The organism is Salinicola sp. MH3R3-1 (genome assembly GCF_001937155.1).
Classification (GTDB): Bacteria; Pseudomonadota; Gammaproteobacteria; order Pseudomonadales; family Halomonadaceae; genus Salinicola; species Salinicola halophyticus.
In genome coordinates this window covers 1-26589 of the sequence record NZ_MSDP01000029.1, presented here as the reverse complement: position 1 = coordinate 26589, position 26589 = coordinate 1, and the positions used below count along the sequence as shown (strand labels likewise).

Annotated in this window: 21 protein-coding genes; 14 read left to right on the top strand and 7 right to left on the bottom strand. The window is 60.9% G+C overall.

What is annotated here, in order from left to right:
• Positions 1-53: 53 nt before the first annotated feature.
• Positions 54-1853: an IlvD/Edd family dehydratase gene (locus BTW08_RS15910; RefSeq protein WP_075563510.1), complete on the bottom strand. Its 1800-nt coding sequence runs from the start codon at positions 1851-1853 to the stop codon at positions 54-56.
• Between the two features lie 117 nt (positions 1854-1970).
• Positions 1971-2963, bottom strand: a complete 993-nt coding sequence (araD1, locus tag BTW08_RS15905) for an AraD1 family protein (protein WP_075563509.1) — start codon at positions 2961-2963, stop codon at positions 1971-1973.
• Positions 2964-3416: 453 nt separating this feature from the next.
• Here araD1 and BTW08_RS15900 point away from each other — a divergent pair, with 453 nt between their 5' ends.
• Genes BTW08_RS15900 through BTW08_RS15880 form a run of 5 tightly spaced genes read left to right on the top strand, consistent with a single transcriptional unit; the run spans position 3417 to position 8733 of the window.
• On the top strand, positions 3417-4394 hold the full coding sequence (locus tag BTW08_RS15900) for a tripartite tricarboxylate transporter substrate binding protein (protein ID WP_075563508.1): 978 nt from the start codon (positions 3417-3419) through the stop codon (positions 4392-4394).
• 28 nt (positions 4395-4422) lie between these two features.
• Entirely contained in the window at positions 4423-4896 is a 474-nt protein-coding gene (locus BTW08_RS15895; protein ID WP_075563507.1) for a tripartite tricarboxylate transporter TctB family protein, read from the top strand.
• 14 nt (positions 4897-4910) lie between these two features.
• Complete coding sequence (locus BTW08_RS15890; RefSeq protein ID WP_075563506.1) at positions 4911-6452, top strand: tripartite tricarboxylate transporter permease; 1542 nt, start codon at positions 4911-4913, stop codon at positions 6450-6452.
• Entirely contained in the window at positions 6449-7504 is a 1056-nt protein-coding gene (locus BTW08_RS15885) for an Ldh family oxidoreductase (RefSeq protein WP_075563505.1), read from the top strand. Before BTW08_RS15890 ends, BTW08_RS15885 begins: the two co-directional genes overlap by 4 nt.
• Before the next feature lie 47 nt (positions 7505-7551).
• Positions 7552-8733, top strand: coding sequence for a fumarylacetoacetate hydrolase family protein (locus BTW08_RS15880; protein WP_075563504.1), 1182 nt, complete (start codon positions 7552-7554; stop codon positions 8731-8733).
• Positions 8734-8808: 75 nt separating this feature from the next.
• Here the strand turns inward: BTW08_RS15880 and BTW08_RS15875 are convergent, their stop codons facing one another.
• Positions 8809-9738 (bottom strand): LysR substrate-binding domain-containing protein, encoded by a 930-nt coding sequence (locus BTW08_RS15875; RefSeq protein ID WP_075563512.1) that lies wholly within the window; start codon positions 9736-9738, stop codon positions 8809-8811.
• A gap of 271 nt (positions 9739-10009) precedes the next feature.
• On the opposite strand from BTW08_RS15875, the gene BTW08_RS15870 reads away from it, so the two are divergent.
• The 6 genes from BTW08_RS15870 to BTW08_RS15845 all read left to right on the top strand — a co-directional run bounded on the left by BTW08_RS15870 (position 10010) and on the right by BTW08_RS15845 (position 16898).
• Complete coding sequence (locus BTW08_RS15870; protein WP_075563503.1) at positions 10010-11308, top strand: L-fuconate dehydratase; 1299 nt, start codon at positions 10010-10012, stop codon at positions 11306-11308.
• Positions 11309-11459: 151 nt separating this feature from the next.
• Positions 11460-12557 (top strand): TRAP transporter substrate-binding protein, encoded by a 1098-nt coding sequence (locus tag BTW08_RS15865; protein ID WP_075563502.1) that lies wholly within the window; start codon positions 11460-11462, stop codon positions 12555-12557.
• 63 nt (positions 12558-12620) lie between these two features.
• The gene (locus BTW08_RS15860; protein ID WP_075563501.1) at positions 12621-13109 is read left to right on the top strand and encodes a TRAP transporter small permease; all 489 of its coding nucleotides are present in this window, start codon (positions 12621-12623) and stop codon (positions 13107-13109) included.
• Positions 13106-14362 (top strand): TRAP transporter large permease, encoded by a 1257-nt coding sequence (locus BTW08_RS15855; protein ID WP_139313691.1) that lies wholly within the window; start codon positions 13106-13108, stop codon positions 14360-14362. The genes BTW08_RS15860 and BTW08_RS15855 overlap by 4 nt, the downstream gene beginning before the upstream one ends.
• Positions 14363-14507: 145 nt before the next feature.
• On the top strand, positions 14508-15935 hold the full coding sequence (locus BTW08_RS15850) for an FAD-binding oxidoreductase (RefSeq protein WP_075563500.1): 1428 nt from the start codon (positions 14508-14510) through the stop codon (positions 15933-15935).
• 45 nt (positions 15936-15980) lie between these two features.
• Positions 15981-16898 (top strand): NAD(P)-dependent oxidoreductase, encoded by a 918-nt coding sequence (locus BTW08_RS15845; protein WP_075563499.1) that lies wholly within the window; start codon positions 15981-15983, stop codon positions 16896-16898.
• A 6-nt stretch (positions 16899-16904) separates the two neighbouring features.
• Here the strand turns inward: BTW08_RS15845 and BTW08_RS15840 are convergent, their stop codons facing one another.
• Together BTW08_RS15840 and BTW08_RS15835 are read right to left on the bottom strand one after the other, a co-directional pair.
• Positions 16905-17885 (bottom strand): GntR family transcriptional regulator, encoded by a 981-nt coding sequence (locus tag BTW08_RS15840; protein WP_083627927.1) that lies wholly within the window; start codon positions 17883-17885, stop codon positions 16905-16907.
• Between the two features lie 323 nt (positions 17886-18208).
• Positions 18209-19930, bottom strand: a complete 1722-nt coding sequence (locus BTW08_RS15835) for a DEAD/DEAH box helicase (RefSeq protein WP_075563497.1) — start codon at positions 19928-19930, stop codon at positions 18209-18211.
• A gap of 502 nt (positions 19931-20432) precedes the next feature.
• On the opposite strand from BTW08_RS15835, the gene BTW08_RS15830 reads away from it, so the two are divergent.
• Entirely contained in the window at positions 20433-20900 is a 468-nt protein-coding gene (locus BTW08_RS15830; protein ID WP_075563496.1) for a YaiI/YqxD family protein, read from the top strand.
• Positions 20901-20926: 26 nt separating this feature from the next.
• Here the strand turns inward: BTW08_RS15830 and BTW08_RS15825 are convergent, their stop codons facing one another.
• Positions 20927-21934, bottom strand: coding sequence for a glutathione S-transferase family protein (locus BTW08_RS15825; RefSeq protein WP_075563495.1), 1008 nt, complete (start codon positions 21932-21934; stop codon positions 20927-20929).
• Between the two features lie 78 nt (positions 21935-22012).
• Positions 22013-22951: a LysR family transcriptional regulator gene (locus BTW08_RS15820; protein WP_075563494.1), complete on the bottom strand. Its 939-nt coding sequence runs from the start codon at positions 22949-22951 to the stop codon at positions 22013-22015.
• 454 nt (positions 22952-23405) lie between these two features.
• Between BTW08_RS15820 and BTW08_RS15815 the strand changes: the two genes are divergently transcribed.
• Entirely contained in the window at positions 23406-25073 is a 1668-nt protein-coding gene (locus BTW08_RS15815) for a peptidoglycan DD-metalloendopeptidase family protein (protein WP_075563493.1), read from the top strand.
• Between the two features lie 715 nt (positions 25074-25788).
• On the top strand, positions 25789-26589 hold an 801-nt coding region (locus BTW08_RS15810; RefSeq protein WP_139313690.1), incomplete at its 3' end, for an Ig-like domain-containing protein.

The following is a 26589-nucleotide window of genomic DNA, read 5'->3' as shown; positions in this document are numbered from 1 at the left end:
CTCGTGGCTCGTGGCTCGTGGCTCGTGGCTCGTGGCTCGTGGCTCGTGGCTCGTCAGTGATTGTCTCGCGGCAGATCCCAAGCGATGGCGCGATATTTGGTTGCCGGCGCGAGCGTCATGCCGTGATCGAGCTGCTCGACCATCGAGCGCTGGATCTCCTGCCACGGCGTCTGATGATCGCGATAGGGATAGCCGCCTTCGGCCTCGAGCTTGGCGCGCCGCGCCGCCAGTTCGTCGTCGCCGATCAGTAGATTGGCCTCGCCCCGCTTGAGGTCGATCCGAATCCGGTCACCACTCTCCAGCAATGCCAGACCACCGCCGGTTGCCGCTTCCGGCGAGGCGTTGAGAATCGATGGCGAGCCGGAAGTTCCCGACTGACGGCCGTCGCCCAGACATGGCAGCGATTCGATGCCCTGCTTGATCAGCGCTTCCGGCGGCTGCATGTTAACCACCTCGGCGCCACCAGGATGACCCACCGGACCGGCGCCGCGCATCACCAGAATGGTGTTCGCGTCGATCCCGAGCGCCGGATCGTCGATGCGCGCGTGGTAGTCCTCGGAGCCATCGAACACCGCGACCTTGCCCTCGAAGGCGTCGAGATCGCCGGGGTTGGAGAGATAACGACGACGGAAATCGTCCGAGATCACGCTGGTCTTCATCAGCGCCGAGTCGAACAGATTGCCCTTGAGATTGAGAAAGCCCGCCGACTCCACCAGTGGGTGGTCGTAGCGCAGGATGACGTCCTCGTCCTGCGTCTCCTGGCCGAAACAGTTGGTGTGTAGCGTTTGGCCGTTGACGGTCAGCGCATCGCCGTGGAGCCGCCCCGCCGTCAGCAACTCATGCACCACGGCCGGAACACCGCCCGCCCGGAAGAACTCCTCGCCCAGATAAGCGCCCGCCGGCATCACATTGGCCAGCAGCGGGATATCGTGGCCGAGTCGCTGCCAGTCATCGTTGCTCAACTCGATTCCGGCATGGCGGGCAATCGCGTTGATATGGACGGGCGCATTGCTCGAGCCGCCCAGCGCCGAGCAGACCACGATGGCGTTCTCGAACGCCTCACGCGTCATGATGTCGCTCGGACGCAGATCCTCCCATACCATCTCGACGATGCGCGCGCCGGTGGCGTAGGCGACCATCGGCCGCTCCTTGTAGGGCGCGGGAATCATCGCCGAACCCGGCAGGCTCATGCCCAGTGCTTCGGCCATCGAGTTCATGGTCGAGGCCGTGCCCATGGTGTTGCAGTGCCCCACCGACGGTGCCGAGTCCGCGATCCGAGCCAGGAATTCGGGATAGTCGATCTCGCCGGTGGCCATCCGCTTGCGCAATTCCCAGACGATGGTGCCGGAGCCGACACGGTCCTTGCCGCGCCAGCCGTTGAGCATCGGCCCACCGGACAGCACGATCGCTGGAATATCGGCAGTGGCGGCGGCCATCAGACAGGCCGGCGTAGTCTTGTCGCAGCCGGTGGTCAGCAGCACGCCATCGAGCGGATAGCCGTGGAGCACTTCGACCAGCCCCAGATAGGCGAGATTGCGATCCAGCGCGGCGGTGGGTCGGCGCACGTTCTCGTGAATCGGATGCAGCGGAAATTCGAACGGCACGCCACCGGCTGCCCGGATGCCGGCCTTGACCCGCTCCACCAGTTGAATGTGATGGCGGTTACACGGTGTCAGATCGGAGCCCGACTGGGCGATACCGATGATCGGCTTGCCGGAAGAGAGCTCTTCCAGGGTAATGCCGTAGTTCATGTAACGCTCAAGACACAGCGCCGTGGTACCGGCGTGCTCGGGGTTGTCGAACCACCAGCGCGACCGCAGCTGGTCGGGGGTTCGGCGGGGGCGTTGGGGCATGTTCGAAACTCTCTCAAGCAAATTGATAGTCGTGGCAGCTGCAAAGTCGCCGTCTGGCCCGCTGTAACGTGAATGCAACGGTGGAAGCTGCCAGCCAGGGGCGACGATGGGCCGGGGTTACAGCGCTTTCGCCGCTGAATAGCCGAAGTCAGCTTCGCTACCCAGGGTGTTGCGCAAGGGTCTGCCCAGCGCCGGCAGGTCGATCTCGTAGCGATCACCCGGCTCGACCACGATTTTGTCGGCGAAGCTCAGCGTGGCGGTACCGAAGAAATGCACATGCACGTCGCCCGGCCGGCGAAAGTTGCGGTACTTGAAGTGGTGATGCTCGAGGTTGGCCAGACTGTGGGCCATGTTGCCCTCGCCGGTCAGGAACGGTTTTTCCCATAGTGTGCGCCCGTCGCGCACGATCCGGCTGGTGCCTTCCAGATTTTCCGGCAATTCGCCGATGAACAGTTCCGGGCCGAAGCTGCAGGCGCGTAGCTTGGAGTGCGCCAGCCACAGGTAGTTGAAACGCTCGGTGACATGATCGGAGAACTCGTTGCCGACGGCGTAACCGACTCGCCACGGCTGACCGTTTCTGCCGATCACGTAGAGGCCGGCGAGTTCCGGTTCTTCGCCGGCATCCTGAGCAAAAGCCGGAGACGGAATCTCGGTTTCCGGTGCCACCACGCAGTCGCCATCTCCCTTGTAGAACCATTCCGGCTGTGGCCCGACCTCTCCCGCCTTCGGCTTGCCGGCCTCGACACCCATGCGGAACATGCGCATGGAATCGGTGAGTTCACTCTCATCGACCTTGTCGGCCGAATGCATCGCCGAACGCGTATCGGCACTCCCGAGATGGGTCAGCCCCGTCCCCGTCACCAGACAGTGCGCCGGATCCGGGTGCGTCAGTGGGGGCAGCAGACGGCGCTCATCAATGAGCTTGGCGTAGTCGAGCAGGGTTTCGGTCAGCGCGGCTTCGACCACCGACGTCAGCGGCTTGTCTTCGTCGATGGCGCGCTTGGCCAGGCCGTAGACGCCTTCATCAGCATTGACGACCTGAACCTCCCGTTCGTTCAGGACCACTGCCACGGTCAGTCGATCATCGTTCAGACACTGTATCAGGCGCATTACCTACCTCCTCGAGTTAACTACGATTCGCACCACCGCGCTAACGTCCCTCAGCGGCAATCCAGTTCAGTGAACGCGTTCACTGAATGCGGCGCAACAACCACCCATGACGACGCCATGCCTATGTTGAACATATGACAGATAAGTACAACATAGACTTTCGGAGCAAATACGCTCAACGCGAACCAGCGTAATCTAGATACGACGGCCAACCCTCGACATCTGCTCCTCATCGGTTTTATTGCCGAATGATGTTGATAAATCAAGGCAAAATAGAACGCCTAAACAGGACCTTGATGGCTATCTCTAAATAGATCGTTCTGCCTTTTGGGCGGCAGTAATACCAATGTCTATCCAATACGCTTATTGCATTCAATAGTCATAAACCATAGCTTCATTGAGCGAAAAGCCCGTCAATAACCACACAAAATATCGCTCCCCAGGAGATACGCCATGAAGACGTCGATCACCCGAACTCATCTCGCAGGATTGCTGGGCCTGTCGTTGCTGCTGCCACTGCCGGCAATGGCGGACTATCCCGAAAAACCGATCACGCTGATCGTCCCCTGGGCCGCGGGCGGCGGAACCGATGCCACCGCCAGAACCATCGCCGCGGCACTGGAAGAGGAACTCGGTCAGACGGTCAACGTGGTCAACCGCACCGGCGGGAGCGGTGTGGTGGGACATACGGCCATGACGATGGCCAAACCCGATGGCTATACCCTTGGCCTGATTACCGGCGAGATCAACATGATGCACTGGCAGGGGCTGACGCAGCTGACCTACAAGGACTACACCCCCATCGCCCAGATCAACTATGACTACGCTGGCATCCAGGTTGCCGCCGATGGCCCGTTTGACTCTGTCCAATCACTCGTCGATCAGGTCAAAAGCGAACCCGCTCGAACTTATACCGCTTCCGGCACCGGCCAGGGGGGCGTGTGGCACCTGGCTTTCGCCGGTTTCCTGCTGGATCAGGGCCTGGAAGCCGACCGCGTCTCCTGGATTCCCAGCCAGGGTGCTGCACCGGCGATGACCGAGATGGCCGCCGGCAGTATCGACATCGTCCCCAGCTCGGTTCCCGAAGGGCGTTCGATGGTCGACGCTGGCAAAGCCAAGAGCCTGGCAATCATGGCACCGGAGCGACTCGACAGCTTTCCCGACGTACCCACGCTGAAAGAAGCTATCGGCAGCGACTACACCATCGGTGAATGGCGAGGTATCGCCGGCCCGAAGGGTATGGACCCGGCCGTCGTCGATACGCTCGAGAAAGCGGTCGAAGCTGCCTACAGCAGCGACACCTACCAGAGCTTCATGTCCAAGCAAGGGTTTGGCACGGAGTGGCGCGGTGCGGACGATTTCGGCCAGTTTATGGCCGAACAGGATGAACGCTTCGGCAAGATCGTCGAGCAGGTAGGCTTGGCCAAGTGATCCGACGACCCGACCGGGAGACGACTTCATGAGAGACTTCCTGCTCGGACTGGCGTTCGTGATCGGCGGCGGCGTGGTCATCGCCGTCGCCCGGACCTATCCAACGATGCCTGCCCTGCAGTTCGGGCCTTCACTGTTCCCCTCGCTGATCGGCGGGGGAATGGTGATCGGCGGACTGGTGCTGGCGTTGACTCGGGTCGGTCGGCTCAGGAGCGCGTTTGCCGGTCCCCGATCCCAGACGACGAGCTATGACTATCGCAGCCTGTTGATCTCGCTGCTGCCCTGCGCGCTGATCGTGTTCTATATCCTGACCAGCGAGTTCCTGGGCGCTCCTCTATGCATGGCATTGAGCATGCTGCTCCTGATGCAGGTGCGTGGCGCCAAGCTGTGGCTTTCTCTGATCGTATCGATCGTTATCGCAGCGGCGATCTATCTGCTGTTCTCCCGCTACCTGCTGATCCCGCTGCCGGAAGGCACCCTGCTCTCTCAAATCTTACCTTAGCCTGGTGATCGCTCATGGACGCTTTTCTACAAGGCCTGGCAATGGTGTTCAACGCCCAGACGATGCTGGTCATCGTCGCGGCGTCCGTATTCGGGCTGTTCGTCGGTGCCATTCCTGGCTTGACCGCCACCATGGCGGTGGCGCTGCTGGTGCCGATCACGTTCTATATGGATGCGACCCCGGCCATTGCCGCTATCGTCGCGACGTCGGCGATGGCGATCTTTGCCGGTGACATTCCCGGAACCTATCTCAATATTCCCGGCACGCCAGCTTCGGCGGCCTATGTCGGAGAATCCTACCGGCTCGCCCAGAAGGGCCGAGCTCGGGAAACACTGGGCACCAACCTGGTCTGCTCGGTCATCGGAGGCCTGTTCGGTACGCTGGTACTGGTTTTCGTCTCGCCTTCGCTGGCGGAGATGGCGCTCAACTTCAGCTCGTTCGAATACTTCTGGCTCGCGCTGCTCGGCCTGAGCAGCTCGATCTTCATTGCCATCGGCTCAAGGGTCAAAGCGTTCCTTTCGCTGACGGTGGGCCTGCTGCTGTCAACGGTCGGTCTCGACATGATGAGCGGCGCGCCGCGCTTCACCTTCGGCGTGCCCGATCTGATGGCCGGAGTCAATTTCATTCCGGTAATGATCGGCATGTTCGCGCTCAATGAGATCATGATGTTCTACGGCTCGCGGACGGAAGCACGCCACGTTCCGGTGATGACCAAGGATAGCGTCTTCTCCATGGCGCCGAAGCATATCAGGACCTACTGGCGCAACATTCTGCGCGGCAGCTCATTGGGTACGCTGATTGGAGCGCTCCCCGGCGCCGGGGCGGACATCGCCGCCTGGATCGCTTACGCGATGGGCAAGAGTCGCTCCAAGGAGAAAGAGAAGTACGGTACCGGCCATATCGAGGGTATCGTCGATGCCAGCTCCGCCAACAACTCCGGTATCAGCGGGGCCTGGGTCCCGGCACTGGTATTCGGAATCCCCGGGGATACCATCACCGCCATCGTGATCGGCGTGCTTTACATGAAGGGCATGAATCCCGGCCCGACGATCTTCATGAATGGCGGCGGTCAGGTCTACGCCCTGTTCACGGTGTTCTTCGTCGCCAACCTGATCATGCTGCCCATCGGCTATCTCGCCATTCGGGCCTCGAAGGTCTTCATTCTGACTCCACGCAAGATGCTGATGCCGTTGATCCTGAGTTTCTGCATCGTCGGCGCCTTCGCCATCAACAATTCGATCACCGATATCTGGATCATGCTGATCATCGGGATGGTAGCGTTCGTGCTGGCACGCAACGACTTCCCCATGGCACCTGCCATTCTCGGACTGGTACTCGGCAGTACGCTGGAAAACAGCTTCATGAGTTCGATGCTGAAATCCACTGGCGACATGCTGGCCTTCTTCGAGCGTCCCATCAGTGCCGCGCTGGGCGCACTGGTCATTCTGATCTGGGTACTGCCGTCGCTGATCCGGCTGTTCCGCCACTGGCGCCGTCCATCGCAATCTTCTCCCGAAAATGATCGCAAAAACTATCGCAAGCCGAGGTCTTCATGACACGTTATGACGCCGCCAACCTGCGCTCTACGCTAACCACTCTGTTCGCGGAAAACGGCGCGAGCCCCGAGGTTGCGGAAACCACCGCACGCATTCTGGTCGAGGGTGACCTGCTCGGGCATCACACCCACGGGGTGAAACTAGCCAACGGCTATCTCAAGGATCTCAAGGCGGGGCATGCCTGCGGCGACCACACGCGGCTCGAGATTCACCAGAACAGCCCGGTCGCGGCGCTGTTCGACGGCCACTACCTGCTGGGCCCCTATCTAGTCCAGCGCGCCCTAGACCAGTGTCGGGAGGCCGCCAGCGCGTTCGGCATCGGCATGGTCAGTCTCAGGCGCTCGCATCACATCGCGTGTCTGGCCGCGTATCTGCAGCCGCTGGTCGAGGCCAATCTGATTCCGTTGATTCTGACCTCGGACCCTGCGGTCGCTTCGGTGGCGCCCTACGGCGGCCTGGATCGCGTGTACACGCCCAATCCGTTGGCGATCGGCATCCCCGGGCGCGAGCAGCCGCTGCTAATCGATGTCAGCATGTCGACCATCACCAACGGCACGGTCGGCAAGACCCGCGCCGCAGGCGACCGGCTGGATCATCCGGCTATCCTGACCGGCCACGGCGAGGTCAGCGACGATCCCGAGGATTACTTCGCCTCTCCCGAAGGGAGTATCCTGCCCTTGGGTGAGCTGGCGTTCGGCCACAAGGGCTTCGCACTGGGGCTGATGGTCGAGGCATTGACCTCGGCGCTCTCGGGCTTCGGTCGCAAGGACTCACCCGACGGCTGGGGCGCGTCGGTGATGGTCATGGTGATCGATCCGGCACGCTTCGGCGGCGTGGAGCCCTTTCTCGACGAGACCGATCACGTGGCCAGACGTTGCCTCGACAGCCGCCCGCGCGACCCCGAAAAGCCGGTTCGCCTGCCTGGCCAGGCAGGGCTGGCCCGCCGCCGAGACTATCTCGACAACGGTATTCCGTTGCCGACGGATGTTGTCGATGCCATGCGCGAAGCCGTGGCAGACTCGTCCCTGGCGGGAACGACACCGTTCGGCTGACAGCTCAGCGTTCATCCCTTCCCTTTTCCCAAGGAGTTCGTTTTTTCATGGCTTCAACCACTCACGATGATTGCCTTCCCGACGATGCCGAACGAGCGCTGCTGGTCGGGAGAGCCTGGCTCGCCGATGGCGCCGAGTCCACCGTCAACCGCGCCGGCCCCGCCGTGGTGGCAGTGCGCGGCGACGAGCTGATCGATCTCTCCGACCATGTCTCGACCATGGCCGATCTGCTGGAACGCGACGATGCCGCCTATCTGGTTCGCGAGGCACCGGGCAACACAATCGGCACGCTTGACGAGGTGCTGGCCAATGGTCACGGCGATACACCACGAGCGCCCTACCTGCTGGCACCGTGCGACGTGCAGGCGATCAAGGCGTGCGGCGTCACCTTCGCGGTCAGCCTGCTGGAGCGGGTGATCGAGGAGCAGGCTGGCGGTGATCTCAAGCGCGCCGGCGAGCTGCGCCAGGAGATCCAGTCGCTGATCGGTGGCGATCTGTCGCGAATCAAGCCCGGCTCGGACGAGGCGATGGCGCTCAAGGCAGAACTGCAGGCGCGCGGTGGCTGGTCGCAGTACATGGAAGTCGGCATCGGCCCCGACGCCGAAGTCTTCTCCAAGGCGCAGCCGCTGTCGGCCGTCGGCCACGGCGCCCGCGTCGGATTGCACCCGGCTTCCGAATGGAACAATCCGGAACCGGAGATCGTGCTGGCGGTAGATGCCGAGGGGCACGTCCGCGGAGCCACGCTCGGCAACGACGTCAATCTGCGCGACGTCGAGGGCCGCAGCGCCCTGCTGCTGGGCAAGGCCAAGGACAACAACGCGTCGTGCTCGATCGGCCCGTTCATCCGTCTGTTCGATGATCACTTCGGCATCGATGACGTGCGCAGTGCCCAGGTATCGCTACGCATCGAAGGCAGCGACGACGACTTCGTGCTGGAAGGAAAGAGCGACATGCGCGAGATCAGCCGCGACCCGCTGGATCTGGTGGCGCAGACCTACGGCTCCCATCACCAGTATCCAGACGGTTTCATGCTGTTTCTCGGCACCATGTTCTCGCCGATCCAGGATCGCGACGGCGAAGGTCAGGGCTTTACCCATCATCTCGGCGACCGCGTGACCATCGCCACGCCCAAGCTGGGAGCGCTGACCAACGTCGTCGATCGCAGCGATCGCCTGCCCCCCTGGACCTTCGGCATCCGCGCGCTGCTGGCCCATCTCAGTCAGCGCTGAGGCGCGACTTCCGGGAAACCTGCAGCAAGATCACCGTCGCCGCTCTTCGATGATAGCGGTGACGGTGATCGCCATTCATGAGCGGTCTCGCATCAGCAACGTGTCGATAAACTCCCCGACCACGTCGGAAATTTCCTCTTCCTTTCGGGTCAACACGCCGTAGTAGCCCAACGGCTCACCGATCACCAGCGGCAGCGCCGTGAACTTTCCCGCCGAGACGGCCGTCTTGAGCACCGATGTCGGCAGCAACGCGATGGCATCCGATGAGCTGACCAGCTGCAGCGTCGTCTGTGTCGAGGTGGTTTCCACCACGTTGCGCGGTGTCGATATTCCCTCCTCTGCCAGCGCGATCTCGAACAGTCCTCGCATCGGGCTGTTCATCGGATGCAGAACCCATGGCCAGCGCACGACCTCGCTAAGCCCCGGCGAACGTTCACAGAGTGGATGACCGGCTCTCACCACGATCGAGACCGGTTCCGCCTGCAGCGGCAGAAAATCGAATAGCTGGTGCTGAGCGTTTTCCGTCACGCGACCGATCACCACATCCAGGCGCTTGTATTCCAGGTCTGCCAGCAGCCGATCACTGGAGTTCTCGAACAGACTCACCGCCAGTTGCGGCCGCCGTGACTTGATCGTGTTGATCGCCTTGGGCAACAGCAGCGGCGCTGCCCCCGGTACCGCGCCGATGACCAACTTGCCGTATCCCCCTTCCCGCATCGATACCAGCTCGTCGATCAGGCGGTCGGTATCGTTGAGAATACTGCGGGCATAGCGCACCAACAGGCGCCCCGAATCGGTGATCTCCATGCTGCGGGGCAGCCGATAGAAAAGCGTCATGCCGAAGAACGTCTCGATATCCTTGAGCATCTTGCTGGCCGCGGGCTGGCTCATATTCATGTGGCGCGACGTGGCGTGGAGATTTCGACTTTCATCCAGCGTTACCAGCAGCACCAGATGCTTGATACGCATCCAACCCTTGACGTGTATACGACTATCGTCGGACATCGCGATCACCCGCATAAGGCTTTAGTCTAAAATAATAACCCCCGGTTATCGGGGTAACATAAAAAAAGATTAGCCACCGGACTATACCGCCAATTACGCTAGCGATATATCAGAAAAAAGACGTCGATTGCTGGCGATAAAACGGCGAACTCATCCCGAATCACGAGAAAATCAGCGAACAATACGGGACGTATTATCGTTAACTAATTCGCCAACAGATCGTTATGTTTTTTCTACAATTCGGTAATGATTTTCAAGGAATATTCTCAGTATGCCCAAGATCCAGCGGGTCGAGGTTCAAGATATTCGCTTCCCGACCTCCCGCGAGCTAGACGGCTCGGACGCGATGAACGCTGCCCCGGACTATTCGGCCACCTACGTCATCCTGCATACCGACGCCGGCGATGACGTCACCGGCCATGGCCTGACCTTCACCATCGGTCGCGGCAACGAGATCTGCGTGGCGGCCGTCGAATCTCTGTCTTCTCGCCTGGAAGGGCGCTCGCTATCGGATATCACCGCCGACATGGGCGCCTACTGGCGCGAACTGACCAGCGGCGATAGCCAACTGCGCTGGCTGGGGCCGGAAAAAGGCGTCATTCACCTGGCCAGTGCCGCGATGATCAATGCCGTCTGGGATCTATGGGCCAAGTGCGAAGGCAAGCCGGTATGGAAGCTGCTGGCCGACATGAGCCCCGAGGAACTGGTGCGCTGTCTCGACTTCCGTTTCGTCACCGATGCGTTGACGCCGGAGGAAGCGATCGGCCTGCTCAAGGGTCGTGAAGCGGGCAAGGCCGAGCGCGAAGCCGCGATCCGCGAGCACGGCTATCCCGCCTATACCACATCCGCCGGCTGGCTGGGCTACTCCGAAGAGAAGATGCGCGCGCTCTGCCGCGAGGCCATCGCCGATGGCTGGGAACACTTCAAGCAGAAAGTCGGTGGCGATATCGAGGAGGACCGCCGACGTGCCCGCATTCTGCGCGAGGAGATCGGCGAGGAGCGCTTGCTGATGATGGACGCCAACCAGATGTGGGATGTCGACGAGGCGATCGTCAACATGCGCCGGCTGGCCGAGTTTCGCCCCCAGTGGATCGAGGAGCCGACCAGCCCCGACGACATCCTGGGGCACGCCGAGATTCGTCATCGCCTGGCACCGATTGGCGTGGCCACTGGCGAGCACTGTCATAACCGGGTGATGTTCAAGCAGCTGTTTCAGGCCGATGCGATCGACTTCTGCCAGCTCGATGCCGCCCGTCTGGGCGGGCTCAACGAAGTGATCGTGGTGTTACTGCTGGCCGCCAAGTATGACATTCCGGTTTGCCCGCACGGCGGCGGCGTCGGCCTGTGCGAATACACCCAGCATATCTCGATGTTCGACTACATCGCGGTGTCCGGCTCGCTGGAAGGCCGGCTGCTCGAGTACGTCGACCATCTGCATGAGCACTTCGTCGATCCGGTACAGATGCGCCGCGGACACTACCTCGTTCCGGAGGCCCCGGGCTACGGCGTCACCATGAAGCCGGAATCGCTGAGCGCACACCAGTTTCCCGGCGGTAGCGCCTGGCAGTAGCGGTTCAGGCACTGCTGGCACGGGCGCCTGAAGATCGACCCTTGGTGCCGCTCACGCCGCCACCCCGAGCATTGGGGCGCCGCCGACATCCGGCAGCGCCCTTTCGCAGGCCATACAGGCTTTTCACGCCATTCACGCTCTGGAGTTGAAGATGACAACAATCACACCTTCCCATCGCAGTACGCGCCCCCGCGCTCGTTCCTCGCTGACAACGCTGATGGCAGCCGCGGTCCTGAGCTTGACCAGCCTGTCGGCGGTGGCTGCCACCGAGATGCCTCCGTTCCCGGACGTCACCGGTGATGTCGTTAAGGGCGATGGCAACGACTACAACATCAAGTTCAACATCGGTTTGACGCAGTCCAGTGCCCAGTATCGTGGTCTGGAGTATTTTAAGAAGATCGTCGAGCAGCGCAGCGACAACCATATCAAGGTCCAGACATTCCACAGTGCCCAGCTTGGCGACGATCTCCAGTCGGTCAGCGCACTGCAGGCCGGCACGCTGGACATGACGGCGCCTTCCACTTCACCCATGGTCAGCATGTTCCCGCAGTTCGCGGTGTTCGATCTGCCGTTCCTGTTCCCGACGCCCGAGATCGCCGACAAGGTGCTCGATGGCGATATCGGCCAGCAGATGCTCAAGGACGCTTCGACCAAAGGGCTGGTGGCTATCGGCTGGTCAGAAAACGGTTATCGCCAGCTGACCAACAGCGAACATGCCGTGACCTCACCCGCCGATCTCGATGGCCTGAAAGTCCGCACCATGCAGAATCCGATCCATCTGGATATCTGGCGTACGCTCGGGGCCAACCCGACACCGATGTCGTTCGCCGAGCTGTTCACCGCGCTGGAGCAGGGCGTAGTCGACGGCCAGGAAAACCCGTGGATCACCATCGAGTCTTCCAAGTTCAATGAGGTGCAGCCGTACGCCACTGAGACGAACCACGTCTACACGCCGTTCATTACGCTGGTCTCCGAGCGCACCTGGAAGCGGCTGCCGGAGAGTTATCAGCAGCTGCTGCGTGATGCCGCCAAGCAGATGGGCGACTACGAGCGCCACGTCAGCCGCGTCATGAACGATCAGATCAAGCAGGAACTGAAGGATGACGGCATGAAGATTACCGAGCTGACGCCGGAACAGGTCGCTGTCTTCCAGAAGGATCTGGCCCCGGTCTACGACGACTGGCGTGAAAAGATCGGCGGCGACTTGATCGACCGCATCCGCGCCGAGTCGAAGGTCGACTCGAAGTAAGTGTCGCTTCGCCGCCGGCGCATGGGCGCTGGCGGCGAACCTTGTGTGATGACGGAGGTCATGATGAGTGCCGACTCCCCTGCTACCCGGGGTCTCCTGGGCTGGCTGCGTCAAACGCTGGAAATCGCTGCCGGGCTTCTCGTGCTGGGCGTCGTCTTTTGCGTCACGGCCAACGTCTTTGGCCGTTTCGTTCTCAACTATTCCTATACCTGGGCCGAAGAGCTGTCCCGGGTACTGTTCATCTGGCTGGTGCTGCTGGGTGCCGGCGTCGGCAGTCTCGGCAACGAACACGTGGCAGTCACCTTCTTCCGCGACAAGGCCCCTGCCGGGCTGCGCAAGGCGGCCGTGCTGCTGAGCATCGCCATCATCTACATCGTCTGCATCTGCATCCTGCTCGGATTCAACGAAGTCATCTCGGGCTACACCAGCGCCACCCCGATGCTGGGCATTCCGCAGACTTTCCTCTATAGCGCCATGCCGGTAATGGCGATTCTGACCATGATCGCCAACACCATTGCCCTGGTTGGCCTTTTTCGGAGCAAGACGCCATGATCCTGTGGAGCATTCTGATAGGGCTGGCGGTCTGTATCGTCATTGGCATGCCGATCTCGTTCGGTCTGGCGGCCATCAGCCTGTTTATCTTCTTCGAATCCGGCTACTCGCTGTCGCCGATCGTCTCCCAGGCGGTCAACGGTCTGGATTCCTTCCCGCTGCTGGCGATCCCGCTGTTCATTCTGGTCGGCGAGGTGATGAGTGCCGGAGGTATCGCCACACGGCTGGTGCGTCTCGCCAGCGCGCTGGTCGGGTTCGTCGCCGGCGGCCTGGGCCAGGTTGCGGTGTTGACCTCGATGTTCTTCGGCGGCATCAGCGGCTCCGCCGTGGCCGATGCCTCGGCCGTGGGCAGCATGATGATCGAACCGATGAAGCAGCATCGCTACAGCGCACCGCTGGCAACCGCCATCGTGGTCGCCGCCTCGGTGGTCGGCATCATCATCCCGCCGTCGATCCCGATGATTCTGTTCGGCGTGGTGACCAATACCTCGATCTCACAGCTGTTCATGGCGGGTATCGTGCCCGGCATCCTGATCACGCTGGGGCTGGCGATCACCACCTACGTACAGTCGCGCAAGAACGGCCGCGGCCAGCCGTTTTCGGTGCCGGAACTGTTTGCCGCACTGAAGGAATCGCTGCTGGCCCTGCTGCTGCCAGTGATCATCGTCGGCGGCATTCTGTCGGGCGTGTTCACACCGACCGAAAGCGCGGCGATCGCGCTGGTCTACGCCTTCGCGGTGTCGTTCTTCATCTACCGTAGCCTGACGCTGAAACGCTTCTTCGAGCTCTGCATCGCTACCGGCAAACTCACCGGTGTCGTGATGTTGCTGCTCGCTTTCGCGAGCGTGCTGGCCTGGCTGCTGACGGCCAACATGATTCCGCAACAGCTAGTGGTGAGCCTGTCGACCATCACTGAGAACCGGCTGCTGCTGTTGCTGATACTGACCGCATTTCTGCTGGTCGTGGGTTTCTTCATGGACCTGACCCCGGCGATGGTGATTCTGGCCCCGCTGATGACCCCGGTCGTGGTCAAACTGGGCATCGATCCGGTCTATTTCGGTGTGCTGATGTCATTCGTGCTGGGGATCGGGCTGATCACGCCCCCCGTCGGGACGGTACTTTATGTCGGCTGCGGCGTGGGCAAGGTCGGTATGGAGAGCCTGGTCAAGAGCCTGCTGCCGTTCTATTTCACGCTGATCGCGCTGCTGGTGCTGTTCCTGCTCTTCCCGCAGATCGTGCTGTGGTATCGCTGAGACGAGGTTTTTCGATGATGCTGAAGGGTTTCGACAATGTCCCCTGCGGCGGCGCCCGTTGTGATGACACCTCTTGTGGCGAGATCTCTCACGGTGGTGCGCGTGACGAGTACGCCTGCCGCGATCTCGTCTCGAGAGGTGGCTCATGACCACGCACAACGCGGTGCTCGACGATCTGGCGGCTTTGCTGGGCAAGGGCGGGCTGCTGACCCATGGCGACGACATGGAGCGCTACCGTATCGACTGGCCGGGTTACCGCGGTGCCGAGCCGCTTGCAGTAGCCCGCCCCACGACGACCCGCCAGGTGGCCGACGTGGTGGGATATTGTCATCGCCATGACATTCCGCTGGTCCCCCAGGGCGGTCACAGCGGTCTGGTGGGCGGGGCGCTACCCGACGCGGACTATCCGGAACTGGTCGTCAGTCTCGAGCGGATGGCGGCGGTGCGCCAGGTCGATCCCATCAACTTCTCCATGAGCGTCGACGGCGGCTGCGTGCTGCAGTCGATCAAGGACGCCGCCGAAGCGGCCGACTGCGATTTCCCGCTGTCGCTTGGTGCCCAGGGAAGCTGTCAGATCGGCGGCAATGTCTCGACCAACGCCGGCGGCCTCAACGTATTGCGCTACGGCATGATGCGACAGCTGGTGCTGGGGCTCGAGGTGGTGCTGCCGGACGGGCGCATCTACAACGGCATGAAGGCACTGCACAAGAACAATGCCGGCTACGATCTGAAGCAGTTGTTCATCGGCGCGGAAGGGACGCTTGGCATCGTCACGGGCGCAGTGCTCAAGCTCTTTCCTCGCCCCCAGGTCAGCCGTACCGCCCTGCTCGCCTGCCCGGACATCGATGCCGTGCTCGGTCTCTACGCCCTGGCACGACGCAGTTGCTGCGATCTGCTGACGGCCTTCGAGCTGGTGCCGCGCACCTGCCTCGAGCTCGCCATGGAAGCCTCGCCCGACCTGCGCGATCCGCTCGAGGCGCCCTCCCCGGTCTACGTACTGATGGAAGCGGCCGCCAGCGGACCGGTCGATCTCGAGGCGATGATCGAGAATCTGTTCGAACGCGGATTCGAGGCTGGCGTGCTGACCGATGGCGTGCTTGCCAGCAGCGATACTCAAGCTCGCAACCTGTGGCACATTCGCGAAGCGATGCTCGAAGGCCAGCGCAATCGCGGCGAACATCTGCGCACGGATGTCTCGCTACCCATCTCGTCGCTGACCGCTTTCCATCAACGCGCCTCCGACGAGATCCAGGCGCTGTGCCCGCAGGCGACGATCATCGCCTATGGCCATATCGGCGATGGCAACCTGCATTTCAATATCCTGCCACCGCCCGGGCTCGAGGCCGAAGCGCGTGCGGCGCTGCTGCACGAACTGGAAGAACGTCTATTCGAGGTCGTCGACGACTTCGATGGCAGCATCAGTGCCGAGCATGGTATCGGGCGCTTCAAGCAGACCGCCTTCCTGGAGACGTTGCCGGAGCCCGAATACGAGATCATGCGAGGTCTCAAGCGCCTGCTCGATCCACGATACTTGATGTCACCCGGCCGAATTCTGCCCCGCTCGATCGAATGAGCGACCAGACTTCGAACGCGGCACCACCTCGCTCAGGAACCACCCATGACTGATTCGCACGCCTCCCCCTCGGAACAGACGCTTCGCACCGTGGGGGTCCTCGGGACCGGCATCATGGGTGCCCCCATGGCCAGTCGCCTGGCCGCGGCCGGGCATCGCGTCCGAGCCTGGAACCGCACGCCAGACAAGCTGATTCCTCTGCAACAAGCCGGTGTCGAAGCGGTCAGCTCGGCCACGGCCGCTGCACGCGGCGCCGATGTCGTCATTGTCATGCTGAGCGCCGGGCCGGTATGCGACGAGATTCTACTGGGCGACGACGGCGTCATCGCCGCGATGTCGCCGGATAGCATTCTGGTCGTGATGAGCTCGATTCCGGTGGATACCGCCCGCCATCAGGCGACCATCGCCGCCCGACATGGAATCGGCTATCTGGATGCGCCGGTTTCCGGAGGCGAACGCGGGGCCATCGACGGCACCCTGGCGATCATGGCCGGCGGCGAGGCCGCGGTGTTCGACAGCTGCCAGACGCTGTTGCAGAACTTCGGCCGCCCCACTCACGTGGGTCCTGCCGGAAGCGGGCAGCTTGCCAAACTCGCCAATCAGATGATCGTGGCCAATACGATTGCCACCGTGGCGGAAGCACTACTCCTGGCGGAACGCGGTGGTGCCGATCCCGCCCAGGTGAGAATGGCCCTGATGGGCGGCTTCGCCGATTCGACGATTCTCAAGATGCACGGTCAGCGCATGCTCGAGGAAGACTTCGCCCCCGGCGGCGCCGCCAAATGGCAGTACAAGGATACCCAGACCGCCATTGCGGAAATGAATCGACTGGGACTGGATCTACCGGTCAGTCGTCAGGCCGATGCATTGTTCGGCGACATGCTGAGCCATGGCGACGGCGAACTGGATCACAGCGGATTGATTCGGGAACTTCGCCGGCGCAACGGCATGCCGGTGGATTGACCGAGTTCAGCGCTGGCCGAGCCAACGCAGGTATCTAGGTGTCCGTAATTCACCGGCATGCCGGAAATTGGCCAGTCGCTCCTGAACCAGCGATTCCGAAGCCTGAAGGTGTCTATGCAGCGCCGAGCTGGCAAGCGTGGAACGACGCGCCCGCATGGCCTCGAAGACTTCCCGGTGCGCCGCGAAGAAGGGATCACCCGGCGGCAGCTCGATCTCCCCATCCAGCAAGTGCTTGCTGATCAGCAGGATTGGCCGCGTGCGCTGGAGCATGATCAGAATTTCGGCATTGCCGCCACTCTCCAGCGCTTCGTGATGGAGATCGTTTTCCAGCGCATCGAGCTGGCTTGCCTGAACGTCGGGATAGCGGGCCTGAGCCTGATCGAGTCGCTCGAGATATCGGACGATCTCCTTGTCGGCTATGCGTTCACAGGCATGTGCGATCATGAACGGCTCCAACTGTCGCCGAGCCTCGTAGAGCTGATGGAGCCGATCATCGTCCAGCGGCACCACGTTCCAGCTGCTGTATTTGATCTTCTCGACCACGCCCAGAGACTGCAGCTGCAGCAGGATTCGATACGTCGTGGCGCGACTGACATCCAGCGACTTGGCCAGTTGCAGCTCGTTGAGCTCGAAGCGGCCTTTCATCGAACACAGTACGACATCGTGCTCGACCTTCTCGGCCAACGCGCGCCAGGACTCGGTGCGTTTGACGGAAGCCTGTCCGCCGGCAGCGCGAAAGTCTGCAGCGGTCAACGAACGTCGCACGATCGCGCGAGGTTCACGTCCCACCAGGAACCCCCGCCCTTCGAAACGACTGATCGCGCCCTCATCGTGCAGACGCCCCAGCGTCTGGCGCACCGGCGAACGACTCATGCCGAAGATATCGGCGATATTGCCCTCGAGCAGAACCAGACCCGGCTCCAGATGCCCGCTGGCCATGCTGCGCAACAGCGCATCGTACAATTGATCCTTGAGCGTCTTCGCCATCAACCTCGTTCCCGCCGAATGTAGGGGACAAATCGGGACGTGCCACGATTCAGCGATAACGAGTATTGCATACAAAGATCGTCACTGGCTGCCAGACATAGGGACTATCCGTGACATACAGGGGCTGTCCGTCATCACTGTCCGACAGTGACTATCCCACAGGCCGACCTCGGACCTGCTCCAGGTAGCCCCAGGGCTTTTCCGAGTCGACCCAGAGAACGCGGACGGATCGAACCGCCAGACAAAAGAAAACGCCGCCCACAGAGATGGACGGCGTTCGAACGTCAGCGAGGCGGGCCCCGCTGGCCGGTCTGGCTCGCGAATCAGGCCTGCGAACGACGAACCGGTGCATCGCCGTCGGTACGACGACGCGGTGCGCGCTCGGGTGAGCCCTGATCTTCCGCGATCTCCAGCGAGCGGCCGCCAACGCGGGCTCGGGCCATCTTGGTCAGAATCGAGGCCGGCAGACCGCTCGGTAGTTCGACCACGGAGAAGGCGTTACGGATATCGATACGCCCGATACGGCCGCCTTCGATTCCCCCTTCGTTGGCCAGAGCGCCGACCAGTTGGCCCGGCTTGACGCCATCCTTGTGGCCAACCGACACGCGATAGCGAGTCATGCCTTCGCGAGGCGCGCTGTCACGCTGACGCGGGCCGCCACGCTCACGATTGCCGCCTTCGCGACCGCCATCCCGGCCATTCTCGCGACGCGCCGGGGCGTTGGTGATGCGACCGATCGGAGCTTCTCCGCCACGCGCCAATGTCGCCAGCGCTGCGGCCAGATCGATCGGGTCATGACCTTCCTCGACCAGCTTCTCGATCAGCCCACGCTGATGAGCCGACCCGGCATCGAGCATTTCACGCAAGCGCGCACTGAACCGATCGTCGCGATGGGCACGAATCGCCGCATCGTCGGGCAGCGGCATTTCGGTCATTGACTGACCGGTCGCCTGCTCGACCCAACGCACCTTGCGCGATTCACGGCCACCGGCGAAGGTAATCGCGATACCGTCGCGGCCCGCACGGCCGGTACGACCGATACGGTGGATGTAGGCCTCGGAATCCTGCGGCAGGTCGTAGTTGATGACGTGCGTGATTCGCGGCACATCGAGACCACGAGCCGCAACGTCAGTGGCGACCAGTACGTCGACCTTGCTACGCTTGAGACGCGTCACGGTGCGTTCACGCAGACTCTGGTCGAGATCGCCCGACAGGCCGGCAGCGTTGACGCCACGAGCGGTAAGCTGCTCGACCAGCGTGGTACAGGCGGCACGGGTACGCACGAACACGATGGCCGCGTCGACGGCTTCGACTTCCAGGATACGCGCCAGCGCTTCCAGCTTGCTGGGGCCTTCGACACGCACCACACGCTGCTTGATGTTCTCGCCGGTACTGATCTTGGAATCGATCGTGACCTTGACCGGATCCACCAGATAACGATTGACGATGCGCTCGATTTCGCTCGGCAACGTGGCCGAGAAGAACACGCGCTGAGCATTCTTCGGGGTGTCCGCGACGACGCGCTTGACGTCATCGATGAAGCCCATGCGCAGCATCTCGTCGGCTTCGTCGAGAACCAGCGCCGACAGACCGTCGAGCTTGAGACTTTTACGATCCAGGTGATCGATGACACGACCCGGCGTACCCACGACAACCTGGGCGCCACGCTTCAGCGCCGAAAGCTGCTCGCGATAGTCCTGGCCGCCGCACAGCGTCGCGACTTCCAGGCCTTTCAGATTCTGGCCGTACTTGGTGAACGACACGGCAACCTGCTGCGCCAGTTCACGGGTCGGTGCCAGCACCAATACTTGCGGTTCACGCCGGCCGAGATCGAGTCGGCTCAGCAGGGGCAGCGCGAACGCTGCAGTTTTGCCGGTACCGGTCTGCGCCTGGCCCAACATGTCACGTCCTTCCAGGAGCGCAGGAATTGTCTGCGTCTGGATCGGTGACGGGATTTCATAGCCCAGGGTTTCGAGGGCAGTCAGTACTTCCGGCAACAGAGCCAGATCGCCAAAGCTAGGCGAAGCAGTAACAGTCGAGGTCATTTCACACCTTGGAGTGGCCGGTAGGCACCGGCGAAAATGTCATGGCATCGGTGGCGTGATCACCACTGAATGCCGGTCGCACCAGGCATTGCGCTTATCGTCTCGCGAGTCACGAAGCGATAGCGTATGTGGCGACCTTGATGCGCCCGGTTGAACTCATTATCAACCGATCTAGGCGCTCCATCATTGCATCCGGACGCGAAAAACGGCTATGCCGTGCGTCATGTACGAGATACGTCCGGTGCTGGGCATCGATTCACAGGTCGATGGCGTCGATTACAGACATATCGGCAGGATGGTGGGGTCAACACATGCGAGGAGATAGCACTATACCATTGGTGTAGGCGTTTCACCACCGGAACGTAAAAATCCGACAGATGAAGCAATCGATCGAAGGCCGTAGACTGGCTTCAACGCTGTTTGTTCCAGTGCCTTATTCCAGTAACTTATTCCAGTAACTTATTCCAGCACCTTGAATTCCAGCACCTTGAGCCCTCTTGCCATGCCGACACCCAAACCCACGCTGTGGATCGATGCCGACGCCTGCCCCCGGGTGGCCCGCGACATCATCATTCGTGCCGCCGAGCGCACTCGCACCCAGACCTGGATGGTGGCCAACCACGCGCTGCCACTACCACCGTCGGCCTGGGTCAAGTCTCGCACGGTGGCGCAGGGTTTCGATGCGGCGGATAACGCGATCGTCGAAGCCGCGACTGCCGGCGATCTGGTGATCACCAGCGACCTGCCATTGGCGCAGGAGGTGATCGAACGCGGCGCCGAGGTCATGACCACTCGGGGAGAGCGCCTGACCCTCGACAATATCAAGTCACGCGTGCAGATGCGCGATTTCATGGAGACGTTGCGCGCCAGCGGCGAGCACACCCAAGGCCCCAACGCCTACACCGACGGGGATCGCCGCGAATTCGCCAATGCCCTGGATCGATGGCTGCAGCGTCACGCCCGTTCCTGAGAACGGGCTTCGAGACCGCCCACCCTTCATCGATCGGTTCCGCGGATCCCCTGCCCCGGCAACCGTTCACGATCATGGGGCTCGTCCAGTGCCAATGCCGGGCCCACCGGAACGATACGAGTCGGATTGATCGTCGGGTGGCTATAGTAATAGTGGCGTTTGATGTGATCGAAATCCACTGTCTCCCGAATGCCCGGCCACTGATACAGCTCGCGTAGATAATTCGACAGATTGGGATAGTCGGCGACGCGCTGGCGATTGCATTTGAAATGCCCGTGATAGACCGGGTCAAAACGCACCAACGTCGTGAACAGACGTATATCGGCTTCCGTGAGCCATTGCCCTGCCAGATAACGCTGCGTATCGAGGCGCGCCTCCAGACGATCGAGGCAAGCGAACAGCGCGGCAAAGTGTTTCTCGTAGACCGACTGCTCGGTCGCGAACCCGGTCTTGTAGACGCCGTTATTGACGTTGTCGTAGACGTCCGTATTGATCTCGTCGATGACCTCACGCAAATCGACGGGGTAGAGGTCCCGGCGATTGCCGGTCAGCTCGTCGAAGGCCGAATTCAGCATGCGCACGATGTCGGCGGACTCGTTGTTGACGATACACCGTCGTTGCCGATCCCACAGTGCCGGAACCGTCACCCGCCCGGAGTAGTGAGGATCGGTCAGCGTATAGAGCTGGTGATGGAAATCGACATGATTGATGTCATCGCCACTCGATCCTTCATCGATACGGTAGGACCAACCCTGGTCGAGCATCAACGGGCTGGTATGAGAGACACCGATCAGCGCTTCCAATCCTTTCAACTTGCGCATGATCAGCGCGCGGTGCGCCCAGGGGCAGGCCAACGATACATAGAGATGATAGCGCCCGGCCTCTGCTGCGAGCCCGGCCTGGCCTTCCGGACCCGGCTCGCCCGAAGGCGTGACCCAGTCCCGCAGCCTGGCGGATTCCCGAACGAACTCTCCACCGTGACGCTTGGTGTCGTACCACTGATCCCGCCATTCACCCTCGACAAGCAGTCCCATGATGCCTCCTGTCCACTCAATGTCTTTAGAATGACAGGATAGGCTCCCGCGACCCGAGGTCGAGCGCAATAACTCGACTCATTCGTTCGGCGGCATCGATGAATGCAGGTTCGGGGAAACGGCACCGCGTGGACAGTTCGCTGTCACGCTAGCCTTCAGTGTCTGAGCCAGGGCCAGCGTTGCGGGGCCCGCGCCATCGACGTCGCGATGGAATATCTGCAGTGCCACTCGTCGCACCCCGCCCGCGCGCAGCGGCAATGCTTTGACGCGTCCCTGGTCCAGCGCCGAACGAATGCGCGTTTCCGGCACCCAAGCGAAACCCAGGCCCCGTTCCAACATATCGATCGATGTCGACAGATGACCCAGGGTCCAGCGCTGTTCCGCCTTCAACCAGCCAGCGTCGAGTCGCTGATGAATGGCTGAATCGCGCACGACCAGTTGACGATGGCGTTCCAGATCGCGCAGATCGAGTTCACGCTGCAATTGATGTAATGGATGCTGCGGGTGAGCCACCGCGATAAAAGGCACCTCGACGATCGGCTCACCCAGGAACCCCTGCGCGACGACCCCGGATATGATCAGGTCCGCCCGACTCTCGTACAACATTTCGACAGCGCCGTTGAGCACGGTTTCGTACAGCTGGACGCGCACATGAGGAAACGCGGCCGAAAACTGCGTCAACGCATCGGCCAGAGCATCCCCCGGAAAAACCTGATCCACGGCCAGGGTAACTTCGGCTTCCAACCCGCCGGCCAGGCGCTCCGCCACGTCCTCCAACGACGCCGCATTCTCGATGAGTTGACGCGCTCGACGCAGCAGTAGACTTCCCGCCTCGGTGAGCACGACCTGACGCCCTTTCGGTTCGAAAAGTACGACCCCCAACTGCTCCTCGATCTTGTGGATGGCGTGGTTGAGCGTCGAAGGACTTCGGTGAACGACCTCGGCCGCCTTGGCAAATCCACCGCTATCCGCTACCGCAGCCAGCATTTGCCACTGCAGCAATGTCACTTTCGGCACGATTTTCCCCCTCTAGCCCTAAATTCCGGCAAGCAAAATGACCCGCGATCGCTGACGTGTCTTTTTATCGACCTGCTGCCACCAAAGCAGAAATCATGACCGCCATTATGACTTACTCAACGTCACGTTGGACGCTAAATTGGCGCTATCAAGCCACCAACCTCGAATAAAAAAACTTTTACAAAGGTTTTACGGAAATAATAATTAGCCAGGAAACAAGGTTTTTCAAAGCACCATCTTGGTGCAACAGTATGCACAGACGCATTACATCCACTTACGCCTCGCCTCTTTGGCTACGACTTTCGCCTGAAGCCATTTTTTTGCACAATGCCCGAACCATGCACTCTCCAATACTGTATATAAATACAGACTAGGCAATTAACACTAGCTTGGGGTATGGTTCTTCGGCCTTTATTTAAACTTGTCATCCTATTTTATCCGGGCTCATCTCTTCATGTTGCGAATTTTCCATTCGCTGCCCCGCACGCATAAAGTGTTATTGCTACCGGTTGCCACCATGGTCACCGTGCTGGGTACGCAAAAGATCATTGGTGTTTTCGGCGATACCGAAGACGCCCAGACACAGATTCCCGTCGCGACGACGACTACGATTTCTCAGTCGATCGTCAATTCAGCCGCCTCGAGCGAAGCGGCTATCGCTTCCCTTACGCTGAGCGATTTATCGAAGGGCATTCCGCTGGCTCAGCTCAAGCCGCTGGAGGTGATGCATCTCGATTTCATCTCTGAAGCCCGTGCCGATGATGACTCCCAGGCACAGGCCTTTTCTCCCATTGCCAAGCCCCCCACTCAGCCGAGTGAGGTGAAGCTGGCCATGCAGCTCCCGCCGGAAGATGCTACGTCCGCCGAAAGTGAAGACGATGACGGCATTGGTGGCACTTCTTACGAAGATTGGACGTTCGATAACGCTCAGGATCCCTCCGGCGACACGGAGCTGGGTGACGAAATCGCGTCTCGGGAAACCTACGTGCCGGAATGGCAGAGCTATACCATTCAAAGCGGCGACTCCTTCGCACTCACGGCCGAAAGAACACTGGGTCTGGCTTATAGTGATGTGATGCAGATCCTCAACACCGTGCCGGACAAGAAAGTCCTGACGCGATGGCGGGTCGGGCACAGCTTCGATTACAAGCTCGACGAGAACGGTCAGCTGCTGGCCCTTCGCGTGATGAAAAATCCTCGCGAGGGTTATCTGCTCAAGCGAGGCGACGAGACGGCAGAGTTCGCTTACTCGCCAGTGGAGAAAGCGGGAGAAGCCGCTCAGCGCATGTTCACCGGCACCGTCAGCGGCTCGTTTGCCTCGTCGGCACAGTCGACCGGCCTGTCCAGCTCGGAAGTTTCCGAGCTCACCAACATCCTTTCCAAGAAGCTGAATTTCCGCCGCGATGCGCGCGCGGGCGATCAGTTCAGGGTACTGGTGGAATCGGACATGATCGACGGTCATTCCATGGACTCCAAAGTTCTGGCCGCCGAATACGAAGGGGAACGGATGGATCTGACGGTGCTTCGCAACAGCGCCGATGACCATTTCTATACGCCGGATGGCAATAGCCTCGATCCGGCGTTCGATCGCTATCCTTTTCAAGGCCATTACCGCATCAGCTCGCCGTTCAATCTGCGACGCCTGCATCCCGTCACGGGTCGCATCAGCCCTCACAAGGGCACCGATTTTGCCATGCGCTCCGGCACGCCGATTGACGCCCCGGCCGATGGGGTCGTCGAACGCGTGGTCAATCACCCGCTCGCCGGGCGTTATATCGTGATTCGTCACAACAATGGCTACGAAACTCGCTTTCTGCACCTGAGCAAGGCACTCGTCAAGCCCGGCGAACACGTCAAGATGGGGGAAGAGATCGCGCTGTCGGGCAGTACTGGCCGCGTTACCGGCCCCCACCTGCACTATGAAGTCATGGTCAACAACCATCAGGTCGATCCCATGCGCGTCAAGCTGCCGGAATCCCAACGATTGCGAGGCGATGCCCTGGCAGCATTCAAGCGCGAATCGGAAAACCTGCTGGCAAAACTGGACCAGGACAGCGCCAACGAGCCAGCCATTGCTCAGGTCGATGTATCGGGCAAGCCGGTGAGCGACGACAACATCTAGACGTAACCCGCTGCCGCGCCTGAGTCACCGCTGAAAATTCACTCCCTGGAAGTCGGATGCCGATCCGACGCCAGGGGGTAATGTCCGGATGCATCAGTAGATCGACGCTCCCCCCTCTTTACTCTCTACCTCTTTCATCAGTCATCCAAGAACGTTCCATGGAAGCCATAGGCCTTTCGTGGTGCGTCAGCGCGCGTCTCCGGAATCCGTTGGTGGAGTGTCCGGCGAGCCCATTCTCGAGTCGACACTGATTCTTCGGCGTCGCCTGACCTGCATCCTGACAAGCTCTCGAGAGAGAACCCTCCGCGAGTTGCTTCCGGTATAGCAACCGATCGATTCAACTTGTCCCGTCCTTCATTACCGAACAGCTCGCTCCCCCGACACGCCGAGCATTACATTTAGTTGTTTAATAAATAAGATGATCACAACTTGACGACATCCCTCGCATAAATATTATCGCGGAGCTAATTTTCCTTTGACCGTTAAGCACAAAGGATGATTAGAACAACAACACGACCACGCCAAGTCACTGTTTTACATCAAAACATATATATAAATTAAATTTATGCCGCAATGTTTCTCGACTTAACACTTTGCAATGACGTGGCATTTCTTCTAGAACTAATTCATTAGAAAAAGCGAAGTAAATCATCATTTAAGACCTATAAGCAGAGCGTCTCAAAAATTTACAGACACTCGGTCCGGGGAGAATTACATGGCCATTTCCGTAAAAGTCAGCGCACTCACCGAAGACGTTGCCGCAGCGCCTGCCAATGCCGTTGACGCCGACGGCACGATAGCTCTCGAGCAACCCAGGAAGGTACTGCTCAGCCTTTCCCCGGACGACGTGCAGGAACTACGGCGCGACGGCAATGACCTCCTCGTGAGGACGACGGATGGCCAAGTCATTCGCATCGAGAACTTCTACGGCGGCGATGAGACGACCACCAGTCAGCTATATCTGACCGGAGACGATCAGGAGTTGATCTGGGCCGATCTCAGCCCTGCCGGCGGTGATGGCGTCATCGCCGCCGACTACTTTCCTCAAGGCGAGTTTGGAGTCTTCGAGCCGGTGAGCGTTGCCGGTGGAGAAAGCGAAGGGGCTTCCATCACGCCACTGGGCTGGGCGGCCATTGGTGGTGGTGCACTTGCAGCCGGTGCGATCGCGGCCGGCGGTGGAGGTGGCGGCGGTAGCGACGACGATGACGGCGGAACTGCGCCGCCAGATGACGGAGAGAACGGCGAAGGCGACACCACGGCACCGGATGCCCCCACGCTCGATCCCTCGAATGGCGAAACCATCAGTGGTGAAGCCGAGCCCGGCAGCACGGTCATCATCACCGATGGTGACGGGAACCCGATCGGCGAGACGACCACCGACGACGACGGCAACTGGACGCTCACGCCCGATGAGCCGCTGCCCGACGGCACCGACATCGAAGTCGTCGCGCAGGACCCCGCCGGCAATACCAGCGAGCCGACCACAGGCACCATCGACGCCGTCGCACCGAATGCC

Bases quoted from the DNA above. Each gene is read 5' to 3' on its own strand.
- BTW08_RS15910 (WP_075563510.1), bottom strand. From the start codon at position 1,853: ATGCCCCAACGCCCCCGCCGAACCCCCGACCAGCTGCGGTCGCGCTGG.
- araD1 (WP_075563509.1), bottom strand. From the start codon at position 2,963: ATGCGCCTGATACAGTGTCTGAACGATGATCGACTGACCGTGGCAGTG.
- BTW08_RS15900 (WP_075563508.1), top strand. From the start codon at position 3,417: ATGAAGACGTCGATCACCCGAACTCATCTCGCAGGATTGCTGGGCCTG.
- BTW08_RS15895 (WP_075563507.1), top strand. From the start codon at position 4,423: ATGAGAGACTTCCTGCTCGGACTGGCGTTCGTGATCGGCGGCGGCGTG.
- BTW08_RS15890 (WP_075563506.1), top strand. From the start codon at position 4,911: ATGGACGCTTTTCTACAAGGCCTGGCAATGGTGTTCAACGCCCAGACG.
- BTW08_RS15885 (WP_075563505.1), top strand. From the start codon at position 6,449: ATGACACGTTATGACGCCGCCAACCTGCGCTCTACGCTAACCACTCTG.
- BTW08_RS15880 (WP_075563504.1), top strand. From the start codon at position 7,552: ATGGCTTCAACCACTCACGATGATTGCCTTCCCGACGATGCCGAACGA.
- BTW08_RS15875 (WP_075563512.1), bottom strand. From the start codon at position 9,738: ATGTCCGACGATAGTCGTATACACGTCAAGGGTTGGATGCGTATCAAG.
- BTW08_RS15870 (WP_075563503.1), top strand. From the start codon at position 10,010: ATGCCCAAGATCCAGCGGGTCGAGGTTCAAGATATTCGCTTCCCGACC.
- BTW08_RS15865 (WP_075563502.1), top strand. From the start codon at position 11,460: ATGACAACAATCACACCTTCCCATCGCAGTACGCGCCCCCGCGCTCGT.
- BTW08_RS15860 (WP_075563501.1), top strand. From the start codon at position 12,621: ATGAGTGCCGACTCCCCTGCTACCCGGGGTCTCCTGGGCTGGCTGCGT.
- BTW08_RS15855 (WP_139313691.1), top strand. From the start codon at position 13,106: ATGATCCTGTGGAGCATTCTGATAGGGCTGGCGGTCTGTATCGTCATT.
- BTW08_RS15850 (WP_075563500.1), top strand. From the start codon at position 14,508: ATGACCACGCACAACGCGGTGCTCGACGATCTGGCGGCTTTGCTGGGC.
- BTW08_RS15845 (WP_075563499.1), top strand. From the start codon at position 15,981: ATGACTGATTCGCACGCCTCCCCCTCGGAACAGACGCTTCGCACCGTG.
- BTW08_RS15840 (WP_083627927.1), bottom strand. From the start codon at position 17,885: ATGGCGAAGACGCTCAAGGATCAATTGTACGATGCGCTGTTGCGCAGC.
- BTW08_RS15835 (WP_075563497.1), bottom strand. From the start codon at position 19,930: ATGACCTCGACTGTTACTGCTTCGCCTAGCTTTGGCGATCTGGCTCTG.
- BTW08_RS15830 (WP_075563496.1), top strand. From the start codon at position 20,433: ATGCCGACACCCAAACCCACGCTGTGGATCGATGCCGACGCCTGCCCC.
- BTW08_RS15825 (WP_075563495.1), bottom strand. From the start codon at position 21,934: ATGGGACTGCTTGTCGAGGGTGAATGGCGGGATCAGTGGTACGACACC.
- BTW08_RS15815 (WP_075563493.1), top strand. From the start codon at position 23,406: ATGTTGCGAATTTTCCATTCGCTGCCCCGCACGCATAAAGTGTTATTG.